Raw genomic sequence first — 26,839 nt, 5'->3', positions numbered from 1 at the left:
CATGGCTCAACACCCGCAACACCAGAACTTACAATACGCGCCATTGGCGTTAAACCAAAATCTTTAATCGCTTGTTCTGAAGCTAAAATATTAGCTGCTGCACCGTCATTCAAACCAGAAGCATTACCAGCAGTTACTGTTCCATCGGCTTTGAAAGCTGGACGTAACTTCGATAAAATTTCCATTGTTGTGTTATTTTTTGGGAATTCATCTGTATCAAAAATGATTGATTCACCTTTGCGTTGTGGAATAATAACAGGAACAATTTCTTTCGCTAAACGACCATTTGCTTGTGCAACAGCCGTTTTTTGTTGCGACCATACAGAAAATTTATCTTGATCTTCTCGCGAAATATTATCACGTTCTGCCAAGTTTTCTGCTGTATTTCCCATTCCATCAACTCCCCACATTTCTTTCATTTTTGGGTTGATAAAACGCCATCCGAATGTAGAATCATAAATTTGAGCATCACCACCAAATGGAGAAGCTGATTTAGAAACTACTAAAGGCGCACGCGTCATCGACTCAACTCCTCCAGAAATCATTAATTGTGCATCACCAACTTGAATGGCTCTTGATGCAGAAATTGCCGCAGATAATCCCGATGCGCATAATCTATTTACTGTTTCTCCCGGAACTGTATAAGGTAAACCTGATAATAAGGCTGACATGCGCGCAATATTACGGTTATCCTCTCCTGCTTGATTTGCATTTCCGAAAATTACATCGTAAAAAACAGCAGGATCAATTGATGGATTTCTTTTTAATAATTCGGCAATTACCATTGCGCCCATATCGTCTGGACGAACAGCTGATAATCCACCTTTTAATTTACCAATTGGAGTTCTAACTCCATCTATAATATATGTTTGGTTCATTGTTTTAAAGCTTAGTGCTTAAAGCTTTATGCCTTAAGCAATTTATAAATTACTCTTCAATCAAAGGTTTACCTGTTCTGAAACAAGTTCCTTTAAATAAAGCAATTAACTCATTATTTTGATTCGTAACTTTGATGTCGTAAATACCCGTTCTTTTTGTCGAAGAAACTTCTTGCGATTCTATTGTAAATACATCTCCTTCGCGTCCAGCTTTCGTAAATGAAATATGAACATCTAATGCAACTGAGATATTATTGTACATATTGCATGAAAATGCAAACGCAGAATCTGCCATAGAAAATGTAACTCCTCCGTGAACAGAACCAACTCCATTCATCATTTCTGGACGAATTTTAGCTTGTAATTTTGCGTAACCTTCTCTTACTTCTATCACTTCTAAACCTAACCATTCACTAAATTTATCGTGGTCAAGCATTCTGTTTAATAACTTTTGTGTTTCCATTTTATTTGATAAATATTAGTGAAATGATTTATTTTCTTTGACAAGATTTCTAATAATTGGACTCAAACGGTAACGGTCTTCGTGGTAATAATTGTACAATTCATCTAAATCATTTTGTACATTTTCTAATCCATATTCGTCCGCCCATTTCAATAATCCTTTTGGATAATTTACACCTTTTGTCATCGCTGTATCTAAATCTTCTTTGTTTGCAATATTCAAGAATAATGCATCAGAGGCTTCATTAATCAACATAACTAAAACACGTTTATAGATTTTTTCTAATAATGTTTGATCTTTTGACGGTGCTTTCTTTTCGACTCCTTCTGCGTAATTGTAAAAACCACGTCCAGATTTTCGTCCATAAAAACCAGCTTCGAATAATCGTTTTTGAGAAAAAGATGGCTTGAAACGAGGATCATAGAAAAATGCTTCGAAAACAGATTCTGTCACACGATAATTAACATCATGTCCGATAAAATCCATCAATTCGAAAGGTCCCATACGAAAACCTCCCAACGAAGTCATTGCAAAATCTATCGTTTCTGCATCTGCAACTCCTTCCTCTAACAAACGAATAGATTCGCTGTAAAATGGACGAGCAACACGATTTACAATAAACCCTGGTGTATCTTTTGTGATAACTGGTAATTTACCAACAGATTGTATTAATTCTTTTATATCTTCTGCTAAACCTTCGTGTGTTTGTACGGCTGGAATAATTTCTACCAAAGCCATTAATGGTGCAGGATTGAAGAAATGAATTCCAATCACACGTTCTGGTTTTTCGCAAGCCGATGCGATTGATGCGATTGATAATGAAGATGTATTAGACGCTAAAATACAAGTTTCTGAAACGATAGCTTCTACTTGTTTAAAAACGGTTTGTTTAACTTCTAAATTCTCAACAATTGCTTCAATCATCAAATCGATTTCTGCAAAAGCATCTAAATTATCGTTATATGAGATTGCTCCTTGTATTTGAGCAGATTGTTCTTCTGTATATTTTTCTTTTGCAACTAATTTTTCAAACGTCTTTGCTAAATTTGCCTTCGAACGTTCTAAAGCTACATGGTTTGTGTCATATAAAACAACCGAATGACCAGCTTGTGCAAAAACTTGCGCAATACCAGATCCCATTGCTCCACTCCCAATAATTCCTACTTTTTTCATTTTTTACTCGCCTTTAAAAACTGGATTTCTTTTTTCTAAAAATGCGTCAACACCCTCTTGATAATCGCTCGTGTTTCCAGATTTAGCTTGATATAATCCTTCTTGAATTAATTGTTCTTCCATCGAATTATTAAATGTTTGATTCAATAATTTTTTGGTATAAGCCAAACCTTTTGTTGGTAAATTTGCTAATTTATCAGCCAATTTCGCAACTTCAGCATCAAATGTATCATCTGAAAAATAATCGTAAATCATTCCAATTTCTTTTGCTTGTTCAGCAGAAACTTTATCCGCAAGCATCATTAAAGCTGTCGCTTTTTGAAGTCCAATTAAACGAGGTAAAAAATAAGTTCCTCCACAATCTGGAATTAAACCAATTTTTGAAAAAGCTTGAATAAAATTCGCTGATTCTTTTGCTACAACAATATCACAAGCCAACGCTAAATTAGCACCAGCACCAGCAGCAACACCATTTACGGCAGCGATAACTGGTTTCTCCATATTTCTAATTTTAAGAACTAATGGATTGTAATTTTCGGTTACAATTTTGTTGAAATCAATTTCTTTTTCTTCTAAAACTTCACCCAAATCTTGACCAGCACAAAATGCTTTTCCCGTTGCCGTAAGTACAATTGCACGAACAGAAGAATCTTGTGCTACAACATCTAAATAATGTTGTAAAGTTTGAATCATTTCTTGATTAAAACTATTGAAAACCGAAGGACGATTTAACGTTATTGTCGCAATTCCGTCTTGTTGTGTGTATATAATTGTTGTAGAATTTTCCATAATTTTTTAGTGATGACATTTGAAATAATCAAACGGTTCGTGACAATCGTTACATTGATACATTGCTTTGCAGGCAGTAGAACCGAATTGACTGATAAGACGAGTATTGTGAGAGCCACATTGTGGACATTCTATATTTTGCTCATCCGAAAAGAGCTCATCGCTCATAGGATTTTTGACTGGCGGCGCAATTCCGTACGCTTTCATTTTTTGTTTTCCTTCTTCTGTCATCCAATCAGTTGTCCAAGTTGGCGTTAACTGATTGATGACATTGATATTTTTAAATCCTTTTTCGATTAATTTTAAACGTATAGAAATAGAAAAGGCAGTAACTGCAGGACATCCCGAATATGTTGGCGTTATTGTAATGTTGACACTTTCTTGGTCAAGCAAATCAATTTTACGCACAACACCAAGATCGATGACGCTAATCACAGGAATTTCTGGATCTGCGACTTCCTCCATATATTGCCAAATGTCTTTTTCTGTTACCATTGCGAATTTGGATATGTTCTTTGTAGATATTGTAAATCTGTTAAAATAAAACCTAAATGCTCTGTATGAATTCCATCTTTTCCTCCTTTTTGAGCAAATGCATTTTCTACATCTGCAACAATTGTTGCTTCAGTTAAAATTTCGTTCACTTTTGTTAACCAAGCTGCTTTAAAATCTTCTGGATTAGAAATTAATCCTTCTTCAATCAATACTTTTTGATAATCTGATAAGATAAAAGCCTCTTTTACATAAGGTAAAATTGAATTAACCGCTTCTTGAATTTTATCGTGAGATTCTTGTGTTCCATCGCCCAAACGAATCATCCATTCTGATGACCATTTTAAGTGATATTTTACTTCTTTCAATGATTTTTCTGCAATTGCTTGTAATTTAAGATCTTTCACTTTTAGGAATTGTTCTAACAAGAAATAATGGTAAGAATCATAAAAGAATTGACGCGCAACTGTATCTCCGAAATGTCCATTTGGTAATTCGACTAACAAAAGATTTTTGTATTCGCGCTCTTCACGCAACATTGACAACGTATCTTCCGTAGCTCCATTCCCAATCATTTCCGCAGCATAATTGTAATAATTGGTTGTTTGTCCCAATAAATCTAACGCCATATTAGACATTGCGATATCTTGTTCTAAAATTGGTCCATGACCACACCATTCACATAAACGTTGTGCCAGAATAAGATTTGTATCTGCTAAATGCAAGATATAATCGATGTAATTTTGATTGTTTTGATAAACTGTAGTTGTCATAAATTACATGTTTTTAATTTCTTCTGGAACATCATAAAAAGTTGGATGACGGTAAACTTTGTCTTCCGATGGATCAAAAAATAGTTCCGCTTCGTCTGGATTAGAAGCATGAATATTAGCTGATTCTACCACCCAAATACTTACCCCCTCTAAACGACGCGTATAAACATCGCGTGCATTTTCTAAAGCCATCATAGAGTCTGCAGCGTGTAAGCTACCAACATGTTTGTGGTCTAACCCTTGTTTACTTCTGATAAATACTTCCCATAAAGGCCAATCTCTATTTTCCATCTTTTTATGCGTTTTTGCGTTGTTCTTTTTCTAATTCTCTTTGTTTTCTTTTTTCGTGGTAAGCTGTTGCAGCGTCACGAACCCAAGCTCCGTTTTCGTGTGCAGAACGGCGTGCATCTACACGTGCTTTGTTGCATTTTCCGTTTCCTTTCACAACATTCCAAAACTCTTCCCAATCAATTTCTCCGAATTCGTAATGACCAGTTTCTTCATTAAATTTAAGATCTGGATCTGGAATAGTTAATCCTAAATATTCGGCTTGTGGGATTGAAATATCTACGAAACGTTGACGTAATTCATCATTAGAAAAACGTTTAATTCTCCATTTCATTGATAATTCTGAGTTAGAAGAAGCATCATCTCCAGGTCCAAACATCATTAATGTTGGCCACCACCAACGATTCATTGCATCTTGCAACATCGCTTTTTGTTCTGGTGTTCCTTTTGATAAAACTACTAATGATTCGTAACCTTGTCTTTGGTGGAAAGATTCTTCTTTACAAACACGTACCATTGCGCGAGCGTATGGTCCGTAAGAAGCACGACATAATGGAACTTGATTAAGAATCGCGGCTCCATCTACCAACCAACCAATCATTCCGATATCTGCCCAAGTAAGGGTTGGATAATTGAAGATTGATGAGTATTTTGCTTTCCCTGAATGTAAATCATTTAAAGTCTGAATACGAGTTGTACCCAAAGTTTCTGCGGCACAGTATAAATATAATCCGTGACCAGCTTCGTCTTGAACTTTCGCTAATAAAATTTTCTTTCTATTTAACGAAGGCGCTCTTGTAATCCAATTTGCTTCTGGTAACATACCAACAATTTCTGAATGAGCATGTTGAGATATTTGTCTGATTAATGTTTTGCGGTATGCTTCTGGCATCCAATCTTTTGGTTCGATACGAACTTCATTTTCAATCTTTTGATCAAAAATTTCTTGAAAATCGATTTCTTTTGCACTCATTTTTATCCTTTTTTAAGAGTTAATTATTTGGCATCAAAATCTACGACTACGTTAGCAGAACGAGGATGCGCTTGACATGATAAAACAAATCCTGCTGCAATTTCGTCTGGCTCTAACGAATAGTTGATGTCCATTTCCACTTCACCTTCTAACACTTTACACTTACAAGTAGCGCAAACGCCGCCTTTGCATGCATAAGGTAAATCAGCTCCGTTTTGTAAAGCCGCATCTAAGATTGTGTCGCCGTGATATCCTAAATCAATTTGTAAAGAAGTTGCGTCTAATTTCACGGTAACTTTACTCATTGTATCATCAGATTCTTTTACTGCATTCTGACGTTCAGCTTTTTTTGCTTCTGCTGATGCGCTGAAAAATAATTCGAAATGTACATTTTGAATTTCTAAACCAGCTTCTACAAAAGCATCTCGTCCACCCAAAATCATATCTTCGGGTCCGCATAAAAATACTTCTCCTACTTGTTTTGGATCAATTATATTTTGAATAAAATATTCTATTTTTTCTTTTGTAATTCTTCCACTTAAAATTTCTGCATCAGCCGTTTCTCTACTTAAAATATTATAGACACTAAAGCGTTGCATGTATTTATTTTTCAAGGCTTCTATTTCTTCTTTAAAGATGATAGAACCTTTGTTTTTGTTTCCATAAATCAATACAAATTGACTCTCTGGTTCTTGTGTAAGAACTGTTTTTATGATAGATAATATTGGCGTAATTCCCGAACCAGCCGCAATACCTACATACGTTTTTTTGTTGTCGACATGTACTTCTGTGTAGAAATTTCCTTGCGGAGTCATTACATCTAATACATCACCAACTTTTAGTTCGTCGTTTATATAAGAAGAAAAATATCCGTCTGTAATTTTCTTTACGGCAACTCTCAATTCTCCGTCTGTAGGACAAGAGCAAATAGAGTAAGAACGTCTAATTTCTTCGTTATCTTTTATATCTTTAAACGTTAGGTGTTGACCATGTTTAAATTTAAATTCTGATTCTAATTCAGCAGGCACATCTAATACGACAGATACACAATCTGCTGTTTCACGCTTTATTTGTTTAACTGCTAATTTATGAAAATTGATTGCCATAGCTTATTTTTGAAATCCGTTTATTAAAAGTGTCATTAAGTCATTTTCTAATTGTTCTGGCGTAATATCTCGTCCAGGTTTGTACCATAATTCTATCCATCTTAGCGATGATAACAATGTAAATAAAGCGACCGAAACATTAAGTTCTTTAAACTCGCCTGCTGTAATTCCTGCTTTTATAAGATTTGCAATTCTTTTCTCATATCCTTTTCGGATTGTTTTGTACAATTCTTTCTTGGTATCTGATAAATTTTTCCAATCATTATTTGCTACAGAAACTTCATTTGGTTCGTCAATAATCATTCTGACATGTAATTGAATCAAATCTCTAAGTTTCTGAACATTAGATTCTTTCGTATCTTCAATTGAACTAATATGTGAAACATATTGATTGGCAACTTTGAAACAAATTTCTTCTAAAATTTCGTCCTTCGATCGAATATGATTGTATAAACTCGCCGCTTCCATTCCAACTTTTTCGGCTAATTCTCGCATTGATGTTGCAGAATATCCTTTTTGTTTGAAAATTAAAGCTGCTTCTTGAATGATCAATTCTCTTTTACTTTGTTTAGGCATATGGTTTTATAACTCTCTATTGTCGATAATTCGGTTTAATTTACCTCCTTCACTCTTCGGAAGTTGGTCTGTTTGATATAACTTAACATTCATTCCTAAACCGATATTATCTCTTATTTTTTTATGAATATTCGAAATAATTCGTTGTGCTTCTGTATTCGTTTCTTCGTTTAAATTATCAGAATCAAATCCTTTTTCTTGGAAATAATCAGCATTAATTTCGAAACCAACTTCTACAACATCCATATTTTTCGGTTTTGTCAAAACTACTTGATAATTTGGAGATAATTGCGGAAATTCTGGAATAAAATCTGCGATTTGAGTATGAAAAAAGTTGACTCCTCTAATAATCATCATATCATCTGCACGTCCAATAATTGGTCCCATTTTGATATGCGTTCTTTTCTTAGAATGTTCATATGTTAGGGTCGTAATATCTCCTGTCCAATAACGTACCAAAGGTAAAGCTTCTTTTGTTAAAGTTGTAATAACTAAAACGCCTGGCTGTCCGTAAGGAACTGGCTCACCTGTTTTTTCGTCTACAATTTCTGGAAAAAAATGATCTTCCCAAATATAAGAACCTGTACCTTGCTCCTCATAATCTTCGCTAGAAACTCCTGGACCAATAATCTCGCTTAATCCATAAATATTAGAAGCTTTGATATTCAAACTTCCTTCTACTTCTTGACGTAAAGCTTCTGACCAAGGTTCTGAACCTAAGATTGCAAATTTTAGATTAAAATTATCTAAGGTTTCTCCTCTTTTCTTTATTTCTTCAGCTACTGTTAACGCATAAGAAGGTGTTGCACAAATTGCATCAGCCTGAAAATCTTTCAGTAACATAATTTGTTTATCTGTATTACCTCCAGAAATTGGAACAACTGTCATTCCTAATTTTTCTGCGCCATAATGCAAACCTAATCCACCTGTAAACAATCCGTAACCGTACGCATTTTGCAATGTCATTCCTGGTTCGCAACCTGATGCTGCTAAAGAACGAGCAACAACTTCAGAAAATAATTCTATATCGTTTTTTGTATATCCAACAACAGTTGGTTTTCCCGTTGTTCCGCTAGAACAATGCAAACGAATTACATTGCTTTTTGGTTCTGCAAATAAACCAAAAGGATAATTATCCCTTAAATGATTTTTCTTTGTAAAAGGTAATTTGTGTAAATCTTCAACACCATTAATTTCTTCTAGTTTTACACCAGCTTCATCAAAAGCGTTTTTGTAAAAAGGTACATTTTTGTACACTTTTTGTAACATATTTTGAAGTCTTTCGTTCTGAATAATGCGTAATTTTTCAATTGGCATTTGTTCGATCTCAGGATTAAATATCATAATTTTTTGCAGATTTTGATTTTTGATAATAACAAATTTAAACAAAAAAATAATAAAAACTAACAAACGTTAGTTTTTATTGGTGTAAAAAATACAATTATTATTAAATTAAGACTTTTTAATAACTTAAAATAGTATTAATCAATACCTTTAACTTATCTGCATTGGGCAACATTTCTTTCTCTAAAGTAGAATTTAATGGAATTGCAGGTAAATCTTGCGCACCTAAAACACGAACGGGAGCATCTAAATACTCAAAACATTCTTCGCTAATCAATCCTGCAACACTCTGTGCAAAAGAGTTTTGTTTTGGTTCTTCTGTCAAAACAATACATCTATTGTGTTTTTTTACACTATTAATAATTGTTTCTTCATCTAAAGGAACTAAAGTTCGTAAATCTATAATTTCTACTTGATTTGGAAAATCTTTCGCTGCTTGTTTTGCCCAATAAACTCCCATTCCGTAGGTAATTATTGTAACAGAATTATGATTTTGAGAAGATTCTGCCGTCAAAACTTCACGAGCTTTACCAAAAGGCAACACATAATCTTCGTCTGGCTCTACAGTTGCAGCGTCTTCTGTTCCTTTTATTTTACTCCAATACAATCCTTTATGCTCCAACATTACAACTGGATTTGGATCATAATAAGCAGCTTTCATCAATCCTTTCAAATCTGCTCCTGTAGATGGATAAGCAATTTTGATTCCTTTGATATTCGTCAAAACACTTTCTACTGAACTCGAATGATATGGTCCACCACTTCCGTACGCACCAATTGGCACACGTAAAATCATTGAAACTGGCCATTTACCATTTGATAAATAATTAGAACGCGCAACTTCTGTAAACAACTGATTAAGACCTGGCCAAATATAATCTGCAAACTGAACTTCTACAATTGGTTTTAATCCAACAGCAGACATTCCGACCGTAGAACCGACAATAAATGCTTCTTGAATTGGTGTATTAAATACACGATTTTTACCATATTGTTTTGCTAAAGTTGCCGCTTCACGGAAAACTCCACCCAAGCGCAAACCTACATCTTGTCCATATAATAAAGCTTCTGGATGTTTCGCCATCATTTCGCGAATCGCAAAAAGTGCAGAATCTACCATCACCGTTTTATCTTTACCTTCTGGCGAACGAATTCCTTTTTCTTCTGTAATTGGCGTTGGTGCAAAAACATGTGTATATAAATCTTCGGGACGAGGATCTTCAGCTTTTAAAGCTTCTTGATATTGCGCCTCAACTTGATTTTTAATTTTATTTTCGATTTCGATTAAATCATTTAATTCGAAACCATCATCTAATAAATTCTTTTTTAATTTATCATACGGATCACGCAATTGTGCTTCTTCCAAATCATCTCTGTACCATTCTTTACGAACACCTGAAGTGTGATGATTAAGTAACGGAACTTTTGCATGAACCAAAATTGGACGACGCTCTGTACGGATAATTTCTATTGCTTTCTGAATCGTTTCATAAGATGCTAAAAAATCTGTTCCATCTACTTGAAAAACTTCTAAACCTTTAAAACCTTTTGCATAATGCGCAATGTCTTGGGCACGAATTTCGTCGGCAGAAGCTGAAATATCCCATTCATTATCTTGAACCAAATATAAAATTGGCAATTGTTTTAGAGCCGCCATCTGAAAAGCTTCTGCAACTTCTCCTTCTGTACAAGAAGCATCACCCAAAGAACAAACCGAAATTGGTTTGATTTCTTCTTCGCATAAACCTTCCAATTCTTTGTATTGCATACCCATCGCAATTCCAGTTGTTGGAATCGCTTGCATACCTGTCGCACTACTCTGATGTGGAATTTTTGGCATATCATCTCTTCGCAAACTTGGATGAGAATAATATGTTCTTCCTCCAGAAAAAACATCGTCACGTTTTGCTAATAATTGCAACATCAATTCGTAAGGTGTAATTCCTATTGCTAACAACATTGCGTCATCGCGGTAATATGCGCTCAAATAATCTTGAGGTAATAATTGTAAACCCGTTGCAATTTGAATTGCTTCGTGTCCACGTGAAGTTGCGTGTACATATTTGCTTGTTACAGCTTTATTTTCTTCGTATAAATCGGTCAAAGTCTTTGCTGTAAACAATAATTCGTATGCTGTTTGTATTAATTTTGTTGTGGTTGTTGTAGATTCCATTGCTGTTAGATTTGTGTATTAATGTCCCAATTCTCGATATAATCTGAAATTCGTTTTAAGAAAACTCCTCCCAAAGAACCGTCAACAACACGATGGTCAAAAGAAAGTGATAAATACATAAATTGTCTCGCGACAATAATATCTCCAAATTCTGTTTCTAAAACTGCTGGTTTCTTCTTAATAACACCAGTTGCTAAAATTGCCACTTCGGGTTGATTGATAATTGGTGTTCCCATCAAATTTCCAAACGTACCAACATTACTAATCGTAAATGTCCCACCACGAACATCATCTGGCGAAAGTTTATTATTTCTCGCTTTATCTACAATTGTATTTACATTTTTTGCTAAACCCTCTAAGTTCAATTCTCCAGCTTGTTTTATAACAGGAACAATCAAATTATTATTAGGTAATGCAGTTGCAATTCCGATATTTATCTCATTGTGTTTGATTATTTTAGTTTCAGTTTCATCAACTGATACATTAATCATCGGAAAATCTTTAATTGCACGAACTACACAATCCACAATCATTGGTGTGTACGTTAATTTCTGTTTGTATTTCGTTTCAAATTTGGCTTTATTTTCTTCACGCCATTTTACAAAATTCGTCACATCTGGTTCTACATAAGCTGTAACATGAGGAGAAGTTTGTTTACTTTTCTTCATGTGTTTAGAAATCAATTGACGCATTTTATCCATCTCTATAATTTCAGATTTTGCACCGAAAGAAGAAGATGAAACAACTGTATTTTCAATTAAAGTATTACTTGAGTCAAAATCTGTAACTGATTTATTTTGAATATAATTTAAAACATCATTTTTAGAAATTCTTCCTTCACGACCAGAACCTTTTATTTGCGAAATATCTTCGGATTGTAAGTTTTCTTTTTGAATAATATTTTTTACCAAAGGTGATAAAAATTGATCTGAAATAGATGAAATTTCATTCAACTCTGTAGTAGAAATTGTTTGTACAACCTCAACTTTATCTGTAGAATTTTCTGAAGAAGAATCACTTTCAGTTTGTTCTATTGTTGCAAAAATTTCTCCTATTTTTATTTCATCTCCTTCATTAAATCTAAACTCGATAATTTTTCCAGAAATTGCAGAAGGTATATCAGAGTCTACTTTGTCCGTCGAAACCTCAGCGATAACTTCATCTTCTTTGATGAAATCGCCAATATTTTTTGTAAAACGAACAAGTTGTACAGACTCTACACTTTCTCCCAACTTTGGAATCGTTAGTTCTATTTTCTTCATTTTCTTTGTTTGCTGTTTTGTGCGTTGAAGATAATGATTTTTTATAAAAACTAATGAATGTTAGTTAAAATATTTCTTTCTATTAAAAAATCAGAATCTCATCACCAAACCAATTCCCGCCTGTTTTTCTTGAAATATAGGAAAAACCATTGTAGCGACTTTAGATTCTTTACTTTTTGGAGAAAACCATTTGTTAATCGTTGGGAAAAGCCAATATGCAGCTTCTGTGGAAAGAATTCCAATTCCTGCTCCCGCAACCACATCACCTACCCAATGTTTGTTATTAATAACACGATAAACGCCCGTAAAAGCGGCTAATGGATAACCCGCCAAACTTAACCAAAAATTAGAATCTTGGTACTCTCTAAACATAAATTGAGCAGTAGAAAATGCGTTTGCTGTATGCCCAGATGGAAAAGAAAGATGATTAGATTCGTCTGGACGTTCTTCGTTTACAGTATGTTTCAATCCCATAACCAAACTTGTATTAATAATTTGCGAAGTTGCAAAAATAATTGTTCTATCTCTCAGATTATGTTTTCCTTTTACACCTGCCAAGTTTAGTCCATAAACCGCAGCAGCAGGTAAATATTGTGTATAATTATCAAATCGATTTCCTCTTGTTTTATCTTCTAAAATCTCATTCTGAGTGGATTTATTCAAGTTATCTAAAGCAGGAATTGCTAAACTTAAACCACCATACGTGATAAGAACAGCAGGAATAATCAGTTTTTTTGTTTTAAACTGATAAACTTTATCATTTGGATTAAATACTTGTTTAGAAAGTGAATCTGAAATAACAGAATCTTTTGCTATTTGTGAGTTTTGAATTGTGTCTTGTGCTTTGATTATTGGAGAAACAATAAATAGTAGTAAGCACAAAGATTTAAAGGTATTAGAATAAGTTAACGTCATTTTTATATATTTCTATGAACAAATGTAGACGTAAACTTAATTTCTAAAACTTAAGATTTGATTAAGAAAAAAGCCACTCAAAAAAATGAATGGCTTGTTGTAAAATATGGAATAATTTATAAATTTCCTCTGCGATCTTGCTCTCTTTCTAACGCCTCAAATAAAGCTTTAAAATTTCCTGCACCAAATGATTGTGCGCCATGACGCTCAATTATTTCATAAAATAAAGTAGGACGATCTTCGACAGGTTTTGTGAAAATTTGTAATAAATATCCTTCTTCATCACAATCAACCAAAATTCCTAAATCTTGAAGTTTCTTAATATCTTCATCAATTTCTCCTACACGATCAGGAATCATTTCATAATATGCTTCTGGTGGAGCAGATAAAAACTCAACTCCGCGTGCTTTAAGCTCTGTTACAGTTTTCACAATATCCTTTGTTGCAACTGCTATATGCTGCACTCCTTCTCCTTCATAAAAATCTAAATATTCTTCAACTTGTGACTTTTTCTGACCTTCTGCTGGCTCGTTAATTGGAAATTTAGAAAAACCATTTCCGTTACTCATCACTTTAGACATTAATGCTGAATACTCTGTATTGATTTGTTTATCATCAAATGACAAAATATTTACAAATCCCATCACATCTTGGTACCATTGTACAGTATCATTCATACGATTCCAACCAACATTTCCTACACAATGATCTACATACAACAAACCACAATCGGTAGGTTGATATGCTGATTCTGATTTCACATAACCTGGCATAAATGGACCTTCATAGTTTTTACGCTCGATAAACATGTGAATTGTTTCTCCGTACGTGTAAATTCCAGCCATTTTAACTTCACCAAACTCATCTGTAATTGTCGTTGGTTCCATGTAAACTTTTGCACCTCTTTTTGTCGTTTGCTCAAAAGCATCATACGCATCATCAACCCAAAGTGCTAAAATTTTCACTCCATCACCATGTTTCATTTGATGTTGACAAATTGGTGAATCCGATTTTAAACCAGAAGTTAAAACTAAACGAATCTTCCCTTGTTGTAAAACATAAGAAGCTCTATCTCTTACACCTGTTTCTGGTCCTGCATACGCAACTTCCTGGTAACCAAAAGCAGTTTTATAATAATGTGCGGCTTGCTTTGCATTACCAACATAAAATTCGATATAATCTGTTCCATTTATTGGTAAGAAATCTTGTGCTTGCGCTATTTTTTCAGCAAATGTTTGTGTACTCATTTTATTGTGTTTATTTTTTTATTGTATTTTATAAAAAGTAAAATGTATTAAATTTTACTGTATTTTTTTAGATTCTTCGACAGGCTCAGAATGACAATTATTCAAGCTTAATTTATTCAGCTTTTTATTTACTTAATTTATGTGATTCTGAAACGAGTTTAGAATGATAATTTTGTATTATAAATTTAGTTTTAAATTCTTCGACAAGCTCTGAATGACAATTACGCCAAACTTAATTTATTCAGCTTTTTTTATCTACTTAATTTATGCGATTCTGAAACGAATTCAGAATGACACTTTTGTATTATTAATTCAATGTTAGATTCTTCGACAAGCTCTGAATGACAATCATCCAATTTAGAACAAAATTAATAAAGCCAAGATTTGTAATAATCTGGATCTTCAATTTCTAAAGCTTGTTCTGTTAGCATCAATGGACGGAAAGGATCAATCATCACCGCTAATTCATGCGTTTCTTTTGCTCCAATCGATTTTTCTACCGTACCAGGATGTGGTCCGTGTGGAATTCCTGCTGGATGAAGCGTAATTTGTCCTTTCTCTACCGATTTTCTTGACATAAAATCTCCATCAACATAATATAAAATTTCATCAGAATCTACATTACTGTGATTATAAGGCGCTGGAATTGCATTTGGATGATAATCAAACAAGCGAGGAACGAAACTACAGATGACAAAACCTGCACCTTCAAAAGTTTGATGAACTGGTGGTGGTTGATGAATACGACCTGTGATTGGCTCGAAATCATGTATAGAAAAAGCCCAAGGATAATGATAACCGTCCCAACCAACAAAATCGAAAGGATGTGTACCATAAACATACGGATAAATCAATCCTTCTTTTTTTATCATAATCTTGAAATCTCCATGCTCATCAATTGTTTCAAGATTTTGTGGACGTCTTATATCACGTTCGCAAAATGGAGAATGCTCCATCAATTGTCCAAAATGATTACGGTAACGACGAGGCGTTTCTATTGGACTAAATGATTCGGTAATAAACAATCGATTATTCTCATCATTAAAATGAAATTGATAAATAATTCCTCGTGGAATAACTAAATAATCTCCATATCCAAACTCAATTTGTCCATAACCAGTTTTTAAAATTCCTGACCCTTCGTGAATAAAAATCACTTCATCTGCCATAGAATTTTTATAAAAATAATCGGTCATCGACTTTTGTGGAGCTGCCAAAGAGATGTGCAAATCATTGTTGACCAAAACTGGTACTCTCGATTCTATATAATCTTTTTTTGGTTGAACCTTGAAACCTTTCAGTGATGTATGTTTCAAATGTTTTGCACGTGCAATTTTTGGTTCTACCGAAAAAGGTTCGTTAATTTCTTTTACCAAAGTTGGCGGATAACAATGATAAACATTAGAATACGTACTCGAAAATCCATGTGTAGAAACTAATTCTTCGGCGTATAAATCACCGTTTGGTTTTCGGAATACGGTATGTCGCTTATGTGGGAAATTTCCCAAATGATGATAAAGTGGCATATTGTATTTTGTGTTAAATTTTGATGAAAAGGTATAGATGACGTAAGATTCGTCAACAAAAGTCTGCAATATCTTAGTGTGAATATTGAGCAAATACAATTTTGGAAAGTAAAGCAGAAGTTTGCTTCGACATTCCAACAAATAAAGGTTTTATGTTTGCTTTAATTGTTTGCATTTCTTTTCTGTATTAAGCCAAATATAGGAAGTTTTTTTTGATTGTACCAAATACACTATTCATTTTTGTTTAAGATTTTGATTTCTATAATTATTAATTAAATAATATTTAACCATTTCCTAAAACAAAAATCATTAGATAAAAAGAATAATAAAGTAGCCGTTAAGTACAATATCCTGTAAGAATGCAAATTGAATAAAAAACTTCAAATCCCACAAACTCCCTATTTTCAGTGATTGTATAACGTTATTTAGCAAACTAAATTTGTAAGTATAAGAACACAAACATTATGAAAAAGAATTTATTTGCAATTTTAGCAATCTCTGCCTTAGTTTTTACTTCTTGTAAAGATGACAAAAAAGCTTCTGAAACGAATACCGAAAATGTTGAAGCAAAAAGTGATAACGAAACGACAGAAAATGTTAACTCTGGAGAGGCTACAACAAGCGGAAATTTATTAAATGACGTTGCTTTATTAAACAAAGCAGAGAAAGAATTGAAAGAATTACCAAAATTCAAAGGAAAAGACATCAAAGTATTTCAACAAGTCTATTTTTATGGTGATGGAAGAATTAAATTAGCAATTCAAGATCCTGCAAAACCAGAAAACGTAGATGATTATTTGTTCCAAAACGGAAAATGGCAAGAGCCACAACCAGTTCAAATTTCTGGTGGAGGAAGTATGGATGACAATGTTTTCCCGCTAAAAGACATCAAATTTGAAACAGTTGCAAACATCAACAAACAAGTTGAAGCAAAATCAAAAGATATCGAAGGTGCACAACCTTTAGGAGCGCTTTATTACGCGATGAATCCTGCAACAGGAGAATTAAGATGGATGGCAAGCGTACAAGGAACAAGAGGAAATTACACAGGAATGTTTAATGCTGATGGTTCTTTAAAATCATTTGACAAAAACTAATCATAAAGGATTTTCAATTTGAATTAAAATTCGTCAGTTCGAGTGATTTTTAGAAATGAAATGAATAAAAATTATATCGAGAACTAAGATAAATTTTAACTTCGAAAACCTTATTCTCGATACGAAATTCTATAAGAATTTCACTCGAATTGACGGTTCTATTGATAAAAAACATAAAAAACCTTGAATTATCAAGGTTTTTATGTTTTATACGATTAACAACGCATTTTCTTTCAGTTTTTCTGCTTGTTTTGAATAAATAAAAAGTTCAAAATCTGTTTGCGTATATTCTTCGAAATTTGTTTTCATTTGTTGATACGAAATCGTTTTTGGACTTTCTTTTAGAAATTGTACAAATTCTACTAACCATTCGCCAATCTCTTTATCTACGATAATTTCAAGATAATCTTGTTTGGTATGAAATTGTAAAACAGCGTTTTCGAATGTTTTTCCTTTTTTCGTTTTCGTTACAATCTCTACTTGTGGCTTTCCTCCTAACCAAATCACTTTTTGTGTTGATTTATGCGTAGTAAAGGTTTCATTATTTAAAACCGATTCGATATGATTTGGTTTAATCGATGTTTTTGGAACTTTAAAATCAAACCATTCATTCAATGATAATTCAAAACCAACACCGTGCATATAATTAAACAAAGATTTTTTCAATCCAAAAGAAAATTGATCGTGAAGTAAACCTGATTTTTCTTCGTGAATCATATCATTATTCGCAAAAGTTCCTAATTCGGTACTGTGATTAATCACATCGTATTTTTCTGGATTAAGACCTACAGGACTATGAGCTGTCATTGCAAATTGATGCCAAAACCCGGATTGCAATATTCCTAATTCAAACATTTGGCGAACCATTTCCAAACTATCTATTGTTTCTTGTTTCGTCTGCGTCGGAAAACCATACATCAAATAGGCGTGCACCATAATTCCAGCTTCAGTAAAATTACGGTTGACAACTGCAACTTGTTCTACAGTTACACCTTTATCAATTAGTTTTAATAATCGGTCAGACGCAACTTCTAATCCACCCGAAACAGCGATACAACCAGAAGCTTTTAATAATCGACACAAATCAAGAGAAAAACTTTTCTCGAACCGAATATTTGTCCACCAAGTTACTGTTAATTTTCTTCGAATAATTTCTAATGCAACTTCTCGCATAAGTGCTGGTGGAGCTGCTTCATCTACAAAATGAAAACCTGTATTTTGAGTTGACTCTATCAACTCTTCCATTCTATCGACAATTTGTTTCGCCGCAATCGGTTCATAAATCTTGATATAATCTAATGAAATATCACAAAACGTACATTTTCCCCAATAGCAACCGTGCGCCATTGTCAACTTATTCCATCGTCCATCGCTCCACAAACGATGCATAGGATTGACAACTTCTATTACAGAAATATAATTATCGAGCTTAATATCTGTATAATCTGGCGTACCAACTTCGCTAAATTTATAATCTTTAATTAATGGATTATTGATATAAGAAACTTGATTATTAACTAATGTAAATGTTCTTTTTAGATCTGATATTTCAACTTCATTATTTATATATTTCAACAACTGTTCTGTTGGTGCTTCACCATCATCTAAGGTAATAAAATCGAAAAATTCGAATACACGAGTGTCACTAAGAGAACGTAATTCCGTATTTGGAAATCCACCTCCCATATCTACAACAATTTCGGGATAATTTGTTTTGATATATTGCGCACAGCGAAAAGCTGAATATAAATTTCCTGGAAATGGAACCGAAAAACCAATCATTTTTGGATTGGTTTGCTGAATTAACTTTTCTAATTCTATTAAAGTAATTCGATCTATATATGTTGGTTCTTTTTGAAGTTCTCCGTATAATTCATCAAAAGAATTTGCCGAACGACCTAAACGCTCTGCATATCGACTAAAACCAAAATTTTCGTCAACTGCTTCGATTATCAAATCTGATAAATCTTCTAAATAAAGTGTTGCCAAATGTTTGGCTTTATCTTGAAAAGACATCGCACCAAAAGCCCATTCCAAATCATCTAATTCTGCAAAACGAGAAGCTTCTGGTAAATATCCATCTTGAACAATAGAATCTGCTAAAGTTGAATTTTTTCCTTGTAAAAATCGAATAACAGGATTTATTGTCGCAATATAATCGTCTCTCAACATCAACATACGCTGACTATTTTCGCCTAATTGTATTTCTTGCTGAAGTATAAAATCAAATAAATTTGTAAGACCTTGCTTAGAAAACAATTGCAAAATCACATCTAAACCTAAATCTGCTTGAAAAGTAGAATATGAAAGAGTGTTAAGAAATCCTTTCAGATAGACTGTTCCAGGATAAGGTGTATTTAATTGCGTAAATGGTGGAGTGATTAATAATAGATCCGTATTCAATTGCTGATATTTGATGCAAAAATACGTAGAGTTGAGAAAAAATAAGTCGTAGAATTCATTTATTTCTACAAAAAAATAATTAAATAATAAATCGCGCTTATACTATAAATTGTTCTAAACGCGACTTAAAAGTATGATGATAGATTATTTAAACAACTCTAAAATTTCTTCTAAAGTTACTTTTCCAAAATAATTTGTTAAATCATTTGAAGCTAAAATACGTTCTATTTCAGCTAATTCATGCTTCTTACCAAGAAATTGACTTTCTAATTCCTCTATTGGATTTGACGCAAAAAAATCACCGAAAATCTTTATTTTTTCAATTATTCCTTTGGTTACATCTAAATGTACTTCTATGAAACCTGCTGGAATTTTCTTTGCATTTTTGAAATTATATTTTGGAGAAAATCCAAAATTCCAATCCCATGTTTGATATTTTTCTTTAATCAAATCCCCTATTCCAACTAAATCTTCTGATGTTAATTGATAGATTTTTGCACCTACATTATTCTCTAACATTTCTTCGATCAATAATTCTTTTAAATCATCTGTCGAAATTTCAGTCGGAAAATAATCAATCAAATTTGTAACACGCGCACGGTTAGATTTTATTGCTTTATCAACATATTTCAAAGGATTCATTTTTAAGGCATCGCCTAAAACTGACATATCAGAATTAAATAAAATTGTACCGTGTTGAATCATTTTTCCATTCTTAGCCAATTTTGCATTACCGCTGAATTTCTTTCCATCAACTAATAAATCATTTCTTCCTTCTAATTTCGCTGGTACGTCTAAACTATTCAAAACCTTGATAACAGGTGCAGTAAATTTCGAGAAATCCATAAAATCATTTGATCCAAGAAGTGTATGAAACGAAAAATTAAGGTTTCCTAAATCGTGATAAACCGCTCCACCACCCGACATTCTACGAACTACTTTTATTTGTTGTGCATTCACGTAATCTAAATTGATTTCGGCTAACGTATTTTGAAATTTTCCGACAATAATAGAAGGTGCATTTATATACAACAAAAAAATATCTTCGGTTGGATATTTGTACAATAAATATTCTTCTAAAGCTACATTGAAATATGCATCATGTGATGGCGAATCGATTATAAACATATTGAAAGTTTGTACAAAAATAGGCGTTAATTTGCTATTAGTTGAACATTATTATCCGAAAATTTGAGCTGTAACCATTGCATTAACTTTGATGTGTCAATTTTTTTATTGACTTTATAAATAACAACTGTTGATTGAAAAGTAGAGTCTATTGAGAAATAATTATTGACTTTTCCGAACGATATTTCGGCTATTTCTGGGAACAAAACCTTTACTTCTTTTACCAATTCGGGATCATCAAATTTATATTGTTTTAACTCTGTATTAAGCAAATTAATCTGAATATCCTTCTCTGAAAGATTTGTATTTTGCTTACTCAATTCAGATAAAATTTCAGATTTCATATCTTCTGTACTTTGTCTAATATTTACTTTTGTATTATTCAAACCATAAATAATCAAATCTTTATTTAGTCTATCAATTTCTATACTATCAAATTTTTTTGTGAGAAAAGCTAAATCTATTGTTTTTGGCGAAGCATTATAACTTATTTTTTGATAAATTAACGTATATCCTTTATCTGTAAATTCAGTTTTAATATAATTGTCTACATTTTGACTAAATTTTTTCTCATTCAATAAATTATAAGCCAAATAAAAACTCGGAATAACCATTAAAAAAACTAAAACAGTAATAATATAACGAAGCTTTTTATCAAACGCTTTATTTTCTGTAACAACCGGTTTAAATTTTAGATATTTAATAATCACAAACGTCGCTATTCCAATAAAAAAACAATTAATACAATATAAATACATTGCACCAATAAAAAATTTAAAATCTAGAGCTGCCAATCCAAAACCCGCTGTACATAAAGGAGGCATTAGTGCTGTTGCAATTGCAACACCAGGAATTGGGTTTCCTTTATCAACACGTGTAATAGAAATTGCGCCTACAATTCCTCCAAAAAAAGCAATTAAAACATCATAAATAGTTGGCGATGTTCGTGCCAATAATTCGGACTGAACTTCTTTAAACGGACTTAAATAAAAATAAATTGAAGAAACAATTAAACTTACAACTGTTGCAATAAGCAAGTTTTTAGCCGATTTTTTCAGTAAGTTAAAATCATACGTTGCCAAAGCGAAACCAGCACCAACAATAGGTCCCATTAAAGGCGAAATTAACATGGCTCCAATAATAACAGCTGTCGAATTAACATTTAAACCAATTGAGGCAATAAAAATTGCACAGGCTAAAATCCATAAATTTGATCCTCGAAAAGATATATTCTTAACAACATCTGCCAATACTTTACTCTTATCTTCTTCGCCTGTATGTAAATTTAGAAGTGTTTGTAATCTGTTCATTTCATATCATTTAGTCGTTTTTAAGTTAATCATTTTTTAAATATAAATCCTAAAAAATAAATACATATATTCAGTTTAATTTCTTATAAATTCTGGTTATTATCTTTACCTTTATAAAAATTGTTTAAGATTAATAATCATCAGAACCAATGAGTGAAAAAAAATTTAATATTGCTATTCTAATTGATGGAGATAACGCGCAAGCCAAATTATTAAAAGAAACGATAGAGGAAGTTTCGAAATATGGTAAAGCAACAATTAGAAGAATTTATGGAGATTGGACTTCTACTACTATGAATTCTTGGAAAGATTTAATTAATCAATTTTCGATTAATCCAATTCAGAAATTTTCATACACAACGGGTAAAAATTCAACTGATGGTGCATTAATTATAGATGCTATGGATATTTTACATGGTAAAAATATAGAAGGTTTTTGTATTGTTTCTAGCGATAGTGATTATACTGGATTAGCAAAAAGAATAAGAGAAGAAGGTTTATTTGTAATGGGAATTGGAGAAAAAAAGACTCCCGAAGCGTTTGTGAAATCGTGTGATATTTTTACATATACCGAAAATATTTCGCCAAAACCACCTGTTAAGACACAAGTTATTCCTAAAAAAATAAATACAAAAGCTACTCCTAAAAAAGGAACTGTATCTAGAAAAACAAAAAATAAGAGTTTTCTATCAGAAAAAGATCAAGAGACTATTTTTAAAGCTTTTGAAATTTCTACAAATGATAATGATATTGCACATATTTCTAAAGTCGGAGCTAATATTCGAAAAATAGATCCAAGTTTTGATGCTAGAACATACGGTTTTACTTCGTTATCTAAATTATTTGATAATTTAACAGATTTTGAAATTATTAAAAATGAAGTTGGAGAATTAAATCATCCTTTAGTAAAACGAAAATAAACGTATAAAAAAATTCCTTGCCAAATTTTAGCAAGGAATCATTCAAAATTAACCAAAAATATCTAAATTATTGTATCAATTCGGCTTTAAAACCAACTCCTTCTATTGTATCGATAATATCTTCATCAGCAATTTTTGTTTTTACTGTTAAAATTTTATCGACATTATCAGTATCAACTTCCCACGCCTCTACTCCTTCTAAATTGTCTAAAAATGGTTTTACTTTACTTACACAACCACCACAATTTATATTTGTTTTAAACTTTAATTCGTTTGTTTCCATTTGTTCTATTTTCTTTTACAAATTTCTACTTTTTAATGGATTACTTTCTTATATAATTAGTGGAAAAACTTACAAAATTTCAATTAAAAACTCTCTGTTTTAAACTACTTTTGCAAAACAAACACGACACAATCAATTTCTTTTAAAATGAAGCAAAAAAATGACAATAATATTGTCTTAGCAATCAATCAAAAACCCAAATTAGGACAAGGAATATTACTGAGTATTCAGCATTTATTTGCAATGTTTGGCGCGACTGTTTTGGTCCCAGCTCTTACAGGAATGAGTCCTGCAATAGCCTTAATTTCTAGCGGAATAGGAACTTTAGTTTTCATCTTGATTACAAAAGGAAAAGTACCTTCATATTTAGGTTCATCTTTTGCTTTTATTAACCCAATTATCGCAATGAAAGCTTTAGAAGCAAATCCCACAAGTGGAATTGAGGTTGGAAGTTTTCTTGTCGGAAGTTTTCTTGTCGGAGTTACTTACTCTATTGTTGCATTGTTAATTGCAAAAGCGGGTACAAAATGGTTAATGAATCTTTTACCACCTATTGTTGTTGGTCCTGTAATAATGGTTATTGGACTAGGATTAGCATCTACGGCAATCAGTATGGTTACAAATAATCCGTCAGGAAAATACGATTTAACCTATGTTACGATTGGCTTTGTAACGTTAATCATTACCATTATCACAGCAATATTTAGCAAAGGTTTTTTAAGTGTTATTCCTATTTTAGTTGGTATAATTGGTGGATATCTTTTTTCTATAACAATGGGTGTTGTCGATTTAGAACCTGTAAAACAAGCAAGTTGGTTTATGGTTCCGCCATTTACTGTTCCATTTATAGATTATCAACCATCATTATCATGGTATGTTATTTTCTTAATGATTCCTGTAACAATAGTTCCAATTGCAGAACATATCGGACATCAATTAGTTTTAAGTAAAGTTGTAAATAAAGATTTGATTGAAGATCCAGGATTAGACAGATCAATGTTAGGAGATGGTATTGCAACAATGATTGCGGCTTGTATTGGAGGTCCGCCAAATACAACTTATGGTGAAAATATTGGTGTTCTAGCCATAACAAGAGCTTTTAGTATTTATGTTTTTATTGGTGCTGCTTGTTTTGCTATATTATTTGGATTTTGTGGTAAAATTTCGGCATTATTAAGTACAATTCCTTCACCTGTAATGGGCGGAGTTTCTATATTATTATTCGGAATAATTGCATCAAGTGGTTTAAGAATGTTAATCGAAAATAAAGTCGATTTTAAAATCAAAAGAAACCTTATTATTTCATCTGTTATTTTAATTATTGGAATTGGAGGTGCAGCAATACATATCGGAAATATGTTTTCATTAGAAGGAATGGCTTTAGCATCAATAATAGGTGTGGTACTAAATCTTATATTACCTGGACGAGAAGTTATCTCGTTCAAAGATATGTTTGATGAGGAATAAAAGTTTATATTAAGTTTACTCTTGTAAATTTTAAATAAAATTCATCAGTTCTAAAACCTTATTCTCGATACAAAATTGAAAAAAAATAGCTTTATTTTCAAAATTTGGCTTTTCATAAAAAAAGACAGAAAATATAAATTTTCTGTCTTTTTTTATTTATTTAAAACATGTCTTTAAACATCGTCAAAATCTATTGCTAAAGTGGCTGTTTTGGGACGAGATATACACGCCAATGTCATACCATCTTCGTAATCAGAATCTGTCAAAACAAAATTGTCTCCAACATGAACCTCACCTTCTGTAATCTTACACATACAAGACGAACAAACGCCTCCTTTACAAGAATATGGTGCGTCAACATCAGCTTCTAACATCGCATCGATCAAATTTTTTCCTCTATCCCACGTTATTTCAGTTGTTTCACCATCTAATGTTACAGAAACTTTTACGGTTTGTGGTCCATCATCATGTTTTGTGAAAATATTTTCTGATTTGATAGATGGATTAAACAATTCGAAATGAATTCTTTTCTCTATAATTCCAGCTTCATTAATTTTTTTCGCTAAAGTCAAAATCATTTCTTCTGGTCCACAAAGCATCGCTTCATCAACTTCGTTGATATCTATAATCTGATTTAAAATTAAATCAAATTTCTTTTCATCAATTCGTCCGTTGTAAATAAAGTTTTCTTGTTCTTGTCTTGTATAAAAATGATGAATAAAAACATTGTTTGGATAGCGTTGTTTCAACTCTGTTAAACGCTCTTTAAACATGATTGAATTTTCATCTTTATTCACATAAAAAATATGAAAATTCACCCATTCTTCTGTCTGTAAAGTATACTCTAACATACTCATAATTGGCGTAATTCCACTTCCTGCTGTAAAAGCAATTAGTGTACGCTTCTCATTGGGTTTTGTAGGTATTGTAAAACGTCCATTTGGTGTAGAAACTTCTAATTTATCACCAACTTTTACTTCATTGAAAAGATAATTAGAAATTTTACCATTTGGTTGAGATTTTACTCCAATACTCCACTTTTTATCATTTGGTGAAGTACATAGAGAATAATCTCTACGTTCTCCATTGATATTTAACGTTATATATTGTCCTGGTAAAAAATTATAGGCTGTATGTAATTCTTCTGGAACATCAAAACTAATTTGTACGGCATCATCCGTTAGTTTGATAATCTCTTTTACCGTTAGTAAATTAAAATTCATGGTTTAATCAGATTTATAATCTTAATCGTATCTATAAATTAAGATTGTTCTTTTAAATTTGTACAAAAGTAAGATTTATCAGTCAAATAGAAAAAAATATGGAAATAGCATTAATCGCACATGATGGAAAAAAAGCTGAAATGGTTAATTTTTTAATGAAACACAAAGATGCTTTAAACAATAATAAAATTACTTTTGTTGCCACAGGAACTACAGGTAAATATGCAGAACAAACTGGGTTAACAGTTACTCGATACCTTTCTGGTCCACTTGGTGGAGATGCCCAAATTGCTGCTCGCGTTGTGGAAGGAAAAACAAATATGGTTTTCTTTTTTCGTGATCCTATGGGAAAACATCCTCACGAACCCGATGTAAATATGTTATTGAGATTGTGTGATGTACATAATATTCCGCTTGCTACAAATCCTGCTACGGCAGAGATGTTATTGGATCATTTGAAATAGAAATTTGCCTTAAGCTAATCTTAAGTTTACTTTTATCTTTTATAGCATGCTTTGGCACATCAATTGTGTTGTAGTGTTTAATATTTAAAAATTTTTATCTAAACAATCAAAATTAAAACGAAAAGCTATGAATTTAATTAAAAAAACAGCAATCGCATTTAGCTTATTTGCATTTGTAGGATCAACTGCAGTTTTAGCTCAAACAAAAGAACCAGTTAAAACAACTGTAAAAAAAGATGCGAAAAAAGTAGAACAAAAAGCCAATGCAACAGCTAAAAAAATGGATGCGAAAGCAACTAAAGATGAAAAAGCTGTAAAAACGGAAACTACTAAAAAAACAGACGCAGCGAAGAAAGATGTAAAGGCAACTAAAAAAGACATAACTTCTAAAGCAAACACTACAAAAAAAGAAGTTAAAAATACTAATGTTGCAAAAACTTCTAAAGCAGGCACATACAATGGTCACAAGGTTTATGTTGGAGAAAGAGGAGGAAAATATTACATAAACAGCAACGGAAATAAAACATATATCAAATAATACAAAATTATAATTCATAAAAAACACT

General features: G+C 32.3%; 26 protein-coding genes. 5 read left to right on the top strand and 21 right to left on the bottom strand.

The features are described 5' to 3' along the window. The 16 genes from RSC72_RS03800 to RSC72_RS03725 all read right to left on the bottom strand — a co-directional run. Nucleotides 1–878: acetyl-CoA C-acyltransferase (locus tag RSC72_RS03800; RefSeq protein WP_332578419.1), on the bottom strand; the 878-nt coding region annotated here is incomplete at its 3' end. 49 nt (nt 879–927) lie between these two features. After that, the gene (paaI, locus tag RSC72_RS03795) at nt 928–1,341 is read right to left on the bottom strand and encodes a hydroxyphenylacetyl-CoA thioesterase PaaI (RefSeq protein WP_332545519.1); all 414 of its coding nucleotides are present in this window, start codon (nt 1,339–1,341) and stop codon (nt 928–930) included. 15 nt (nt 1,342–1,356) lie between these two features. Then, a complete protein-coding gene (locus tag RSC72_RS03790) occupies nt 1,357–2,514 on the bottom strand; it encodes a 3-hydroxyacyl-CoA dehydrogenase NAD-binding domain-containing protein (protein WP_332545517.1) in 1,158 nt (385 codons plus the stop codon). Nucleotides 2,515–2,517: 3 nt separating this feature from the next. Then, the gene (locus tag RSC72_RS03785; RefSeq protein ID WP_332545515.1) at nt 2,518–3,303 is read right to left on the bottom strand and encodes an enoyl-CoA hydratase-related protein; all 786 of its coding nucleotides are present in this window, start codon (nt 3,301–3,303) and stop codon (nt 2,518–2,520) included. A 6-nt stretch (nt 3,304–3,309) separates the two neighbouring features. Beyond that, complete coding sequence (paaD, locus tag RSC72_RS03780) at nt 3,310–3,798, bottom strand: 1,2-phenylacetyl-CoA epoxidase subunit PaaD (protein WP_332545513.1); 489 nt, start codon at nt 3,796–3,798, stop codon at nt 3,310–3,312. Beyond that, nucleotides 3,792–4,568, bottom strand: a complete 777-nt coding sequence (gene paaC / locus RSC72_RS03775) for a 1,2-phenylacetyl-CoA epoxidase subunit PaaC (protein WP_332545511.1) — start codon at nt 4,566–4,568, stop codon at nt 3,792–3,794. Before paaC ends, paaD begins: the two co-directional genes overlap by 7 nt. A 3-nt stretch (nt 4,569–4,571) precedes the next feature. Beyond that, nucleotides 4,572–4,859, bottom strand: a complete 288-nt coding sequence (paaB, locus tag RSC72_RS03770; RefSeq protein WP_332545509.1) for a 1,2-phenylacetyl-CoA epoxidase subunit PaaB — start codon at nt 4,857–4,859, stop codon at nt 4,572–4,574. A gap of 4 nt (nt 4,860–4,863) precedes the next feature. Continuing rightward, complete coding sequence (gene paaA / locus RSC72_RS03765; protein WP_332545508.1) at nt 4,864–5,829, bottom strand: 1,2-phenylacetyl-CoA epoxidase subunit PaaA; 966 nt, start codon at nt 5,827–5,829, stop codon at nt 4,864–4,866. Nucleotides 5,830–5,852: 23 nt separating this feature from the next. Next, nucleotides 5,853–6,935, bottom strand: a complete 1,083-nt coding sequence (gene paaE / locus RSC72_RS03760) for a 1,2-phenylacetyl-CoA epoxidase subunit PaaE (RefSeq protein WP_332578418.1) — start codon at nt 6,933–6,935, stop codon at nt 5,853–5,855. Between the two features lie 3 nt (nt 6,936–6,938). After that, complete coding sequence (locus tag RSC72_RS03755) at nt 6,939–7,511, bottom strand: TetR/AcrR family transcriptional regulator (protein ID WP_332578417.1); 573 nt, start codon at nt 7,509–7,511, stop codon at nt 6,939–6,941. Between the two features lie 6 nt (nt 7,512–7,517). Then, nucleotides 7,518–8,855, bottom strand: a complete 1,338-nt coding sequence (locus tag RSC72_RS03750) for a phenylacetate--CoA ligase family protein (RefSeq protein ID WP_332578416.1) — start codon at nt 8,853–8,855, stop codon at nt 7,518–7,520. Between the two features lie 118 nt (nt 8,856–8,973). Further along, nucleotides 8,974–11,028, bottom strand: a complete 2,055-nt coding sequence (locus tag RSC72_RS03745) for an alpha-ketoacid dehydrogenase subunit alpha/beta (RefSeq protein WP_332545503.1) — start codon at nt 11,026–11,028, stop codon at nt 8,974–8,976. Nucleotides 11,029–11,033: 5 nt separating this feature from the next. Continuing rightward, nucleotides 11,034–12,290: a dihydrolipoamide acetyltransferase family protein gene (locus RSC72_RS03740; protein WP_332578415.1), complete on the bottom strand. Its 1,257-nt coding sequence runs from the start codon at nt 12,288–12,290 to the stop codon at nt 11,034–11,036. Between the two features lie 90 nt (nt 12,291–12,380). Then, nucleotides 12,381–13,205 carry a phosphatase PAP2 family protein gene (locus tag RSC72_RS03735; protein ID WP_332545499.1) on the bottom strand — a complete coding sequence of 275 codons (825 nt, stop codon included), beginning with the start codon at nt 13,203–13,205 and terminating at the stop codon, nt 12,381–12,383. A gap of 116 nt (nt 13,206–13,321) precedes the next feature. Then, a complete protein-coding gene (gene hppD, locus RSC72_RS03730; RefSeq protein WP_332545498.1) occupies nt 13,322–14,452 on the bottom strand; it encodes a 4-hydroxyphenylpyruvate dioxygenase in 1,131 nt (376 codons plus the stop codon). A gap of 368 nt (nt 14,453–14,820) precedes the next feature. Then, entirely contained in the window at nt 14,821–15,978 is a 1,158-nt protein-coding gene (locus tag RSC72_RS03725; RefSeq protein ID WP_332545523.1) for a homogentisate 1,2-dioxygenase, read from the bottom strand. A gap of 464 nt (nt 15,979–16,442) precedes the next feature. Between RSC72_RS03725 and RSC72_RS03720 the strand changes: the two genes are divergently transcribed. After that, nucleotides 16,443–17,075, top strand: coding sequence for a hypothetical protein (locus RSC72_RS03720; RefSeq protein ID WP_332545496.1), 633 nt, complete (start codon nt 16,443–16,445; stop codon nt 17,073–17,075). 207 nt (nt 17,076–17,282) lie between these two features. Here RSC72_RS03720 and RSC72_RS03715 read toward each other — a convergent pair whose 3' ends face one another. The 3 genes from RSC72_RS03715 to RSC72_RS03705 form a co-directional block, all read right to left on the bottom strand. After that, a complete protein-coding gene (locus tag RSC72_RS03715) occupies nt 17,283–19,478 on the bottom strand; it encodes a B12-binding domain-containing radical SAM protein (protein ID WP_332566158.1) in 2,196 nt (731 codons plus the stop codon). 144 nt (nt 19,479–19,622) lie between these two features. Next, entirely contained in the window at nt 19,623–20,606 is a 984-nt protein-coding gene (locus RSC72_RS03710; RefSeq protein WP_332578414.1) for a lipoate--protein ligase, read from the bottom strand. 26 nt (nt 20,607–20,632) lie between these two features. Next, on the bottom strand, nt 20,633–21,916 hold the full coding sequence (locus RSC72_RS03705; RefSeq protein WP_332546551.1) for a DUF389 domain-containing protein: 1,284 nt from the start codon (nt 21,914–21,916) through the stop codon (nt 20,633–20,635). A gap of 149 nt (nt 21,917–22,065) precedes the next feature. Here RSC72_RS03705 and RSC72_RS03700 point away from each other — a divergent pair, with 149 nt between their 5' ends. Then, nucleotides 22,066–22,836, top strand: a complete 771-nt coding sequence (locus RSC72_RS03700; protein WP_332546553.1) for an NYN domain-containing protein — start codon at nt 22,066–22,068, stop codon at nt 22,834–22,836. Nucleotides 22,837–22,903: 67 nt separating this feature from the next. Here RSC72_RS03700 and RSC72_RS03695 read toward each other — a convergent pair whose 3' ends face one another. After that, complete coding sequence (locus tag RSC72_RS03695; protein WP_332546554.1) at nt 22,904–23,119, bottom strand: heavy-metal-associated domain-containing protein; 216 nt, start codon at nt 23,117–23,119, stop codon at nt 22,904–22,906. A gap of 147 nt (nt 23,120–23,266) precedes the next feature. Here RSC72_RS03695 and RSC72_RS03690 point away from each other — a divergent pair, with 147 nt between their 5' ends. Further along, nucleotides 23,267–24,586, top strand: a complete 1,320-nt coding sequence (locus RSC72_RS03690) for a solute carrier family 23 protein (RefSeq protein WP_332546555.1) — start codon at nt 23,267–23,269, stop codon at nt 24,584–24,586. 173 nt (nt 24,587–24,759) lie between these two features. Here RSC72_RS03690 and RSC72_RS03685 read toward each other — a convergent pair whose 3' ends face one another. After that, entirely contained in the window at nt 24,760–25,809 is a 1,050-nt protein-coding gene (locus tag RSC72_RS03685; RefSeq protein WP_332546557.1) for a 2Fe-2S iron-sulfur cluster-binding protein, read from the bottom strand. 98 nt (nt 25,810–25,907) lie between these two features. On the opposite strand from RSC72_RS03685, the gene RSC72_RS03680 reads away from it, so the two are divergent. Together RSC72_RS03680 and RSC72_RS03675 are read left to right on the top strand one after the other, a co-directional pair. After that, complete coding sequence (locus RSC72_RS03680; RefSeq protein WP_092905514.1) at nt 25,908–26,273, top strand: methylglyoxal synthase; 366 nt, start codon at nt 25,908–25,910, stop codon at nt 26,271–26,273. A 127-nt stretch (nt 26,274–26,400) separates the two neighbouring features. After that, the gene (locus RSC72_RS03675) at nt 26,401–26,811 is read left to right on the top strand and encodes a hypothetical protein (protein ID WP_332546560.1); all 411 of its coding nucleotides are present in this window, start codon (nt 26,401–26,403) and stop codon (nt 26,809–26,811) included. Nucleotides 26,812–26,839 lie beyond the last annotated feature (28 nt).

The sequence above is a fragment of the Algoriella sp. genome (assembly GCF_036647415.1).
Taxonomy (GTDB): Bacteria; Bacteroidota; Bacteroidia; order Flavobacteriales; family Weeksellaceae; genus Empedobacter.
The sequence above is the reverse complement of the archived record's forward strand: the minus strand, read 5'-3'. Positions and strand labels throughout refer to the sequence as shown.

Coding starts and splice junctions, on each gene's coding strand:
- paaI (WP_332545519.1), bottom strand. CDS start 1,341: ATGGAAACACAAAAGTTATTAAACAGAATGCTTGACCACGATAAATTT.
- RSC72_RS03790 (WP_332545517.1), bottom strand. CDS start 2,514: ATGAAAAAAGTAGGAATTATTGGGAGTGGAGCAATGGGATCTGGTATT.
- RSC72_RS03785 (WP_332545515.1), bottom strand. CDS start 3,303: ATGGAAAATTCTACAACAATTATATACACACAACAAGACGGAATTGCG.
- paaD (WP_332545513.1), bottom strand. CDS start 3,798: ATGGTAACAGAAAAAGACATTTGGCAATATATGGAGGAAGTCGCAGAT.
- paaC (WP_332545511.1), bottom strand. CDS start 4,568: ATGACAACTACAGTTTATCAAAACAATCAAAATTACATCGATTATATC.
- paaB (WP_332545509.1), bottom strand. CDS start 4,859: ATGGAAAATAGAGATTGGCCTTTATGGGAAGTATTTATCAGAAGTAAA.
- paaA (WP_332545508.1), bottom strand. CDS start 5,829: ATGAGTGCAAAAGAAATCGATTTTCAAGAAATTTTTGATCAAAAGATT.
- paaE (WP_332578418.1), bottom strand. CDS start 6,935: ATGGCAATCAATTTTCATAAATTAGCAGTTAAACAAATAAAGCGTGAA.
- RSC72_RS03755 (WP_332578417.1), bottom strand. CDS start 7,511: ATGCCTAAACAAAGTAAAAGAGAATTGATCATTCAAGAAGCAGCTTTA.
- RSC72_RS03750 (WP_332578416.1), bottom strand. CDS start 8,855: ATGATATTTAATCCTGAGATCGAACAAATGCCAATTGAAAAATTACGC.
- RSC72_RS03745 (WP_332545503.1), bottom strand. CDS start 11,028: ATGGAATCTACAACAACCACAACAAAATTAATACAAACAGCATACGAA.
- RSC72_RS03740 (WP_332578415.1), bottom strand. CDS start 12,290: ATGAAGAAAATAGAACTAACGATTCCAAAGTTGGGAGAAAGTGTAGAG.
- RSC72_RS03735 (WP_332545499.1), bottom strand. CDS start 13,205: ATGACGTTAACTTATTCTAATACCTTTAAATCTTTGTGCTTACTACTA.
- hppD (WP_332545498.1), bottom strand. CDS start 14,452: ATGAGTACACAAACATTTGCTGAAAAAATAGCGCAAGCACAAGATTTC.
- RSC72_RS03725 (WP_332545523.1), bottom strand. CDS start 15,978: ATGCCACTTTATCATCATTTGGGAAATTTCCCACATAAGCGACATACC.
- RSC72_RS03720 (WP_332545496.1), top strand. CDS start 16,443: ATGAAAAAGAATTTATTTGCAATTTTAGCAATCTCTGCCTTAGTTTTT.
- RSC72_RS03710 (WP_332578414.1), bottom strand. CDS start 20,606: ATGTTTATAATCGATTCGCCATCACATGATGCATATTTCAATGTAGCT.
- RSC72_RS03705 (WP_332546551.1), bottom strand. CDS start 21,916: ATGAACAGATTACAAACACTTCTAAATTTACATACAGGCGAAGAAGAT.
- RSC72_RS03700 (WP_332546553.1), top strand. CDS start 22,066: ATGAGTGAAAAAAAATTTAATATTGCTATTCTAATTGATGGAGATAAC.
- RSC72_RS03695 (WP_332546554.1), bottom strand. CDS start 23,119: ATGGAAACAAACGAATTAAAGTTTAAAACAAATATAAATTGTGGTGGT.
- RSC72_RS03690 (WP_332546555.1), top strand. CDS start 23,267: ATGAAGCAAAAAAATGACAATAATATTGTCTTAGCAATCAATCAAAAA.
- RSC72_RS03685 (WP_332546557.1), bottom strand. CDS start 25,809: ATGAATTTTAATTTACTAACGGTAAAAGAGATTATCAAACTAACGGAT.
- RSC72_RS03680 (WP_092905514.1), top strand. CDS start 25,908: ATGGAAATAGCATTAATCGCACATGATGGAAAAAAAGCTGAAATGGTT.
- RSC72_RS03675 (WP_332546560.1), top strand. CDS start 26,401: ATGAATTTAATTAAAAAAACAGCAATCGCATTTAGCTTATTTGCATTT.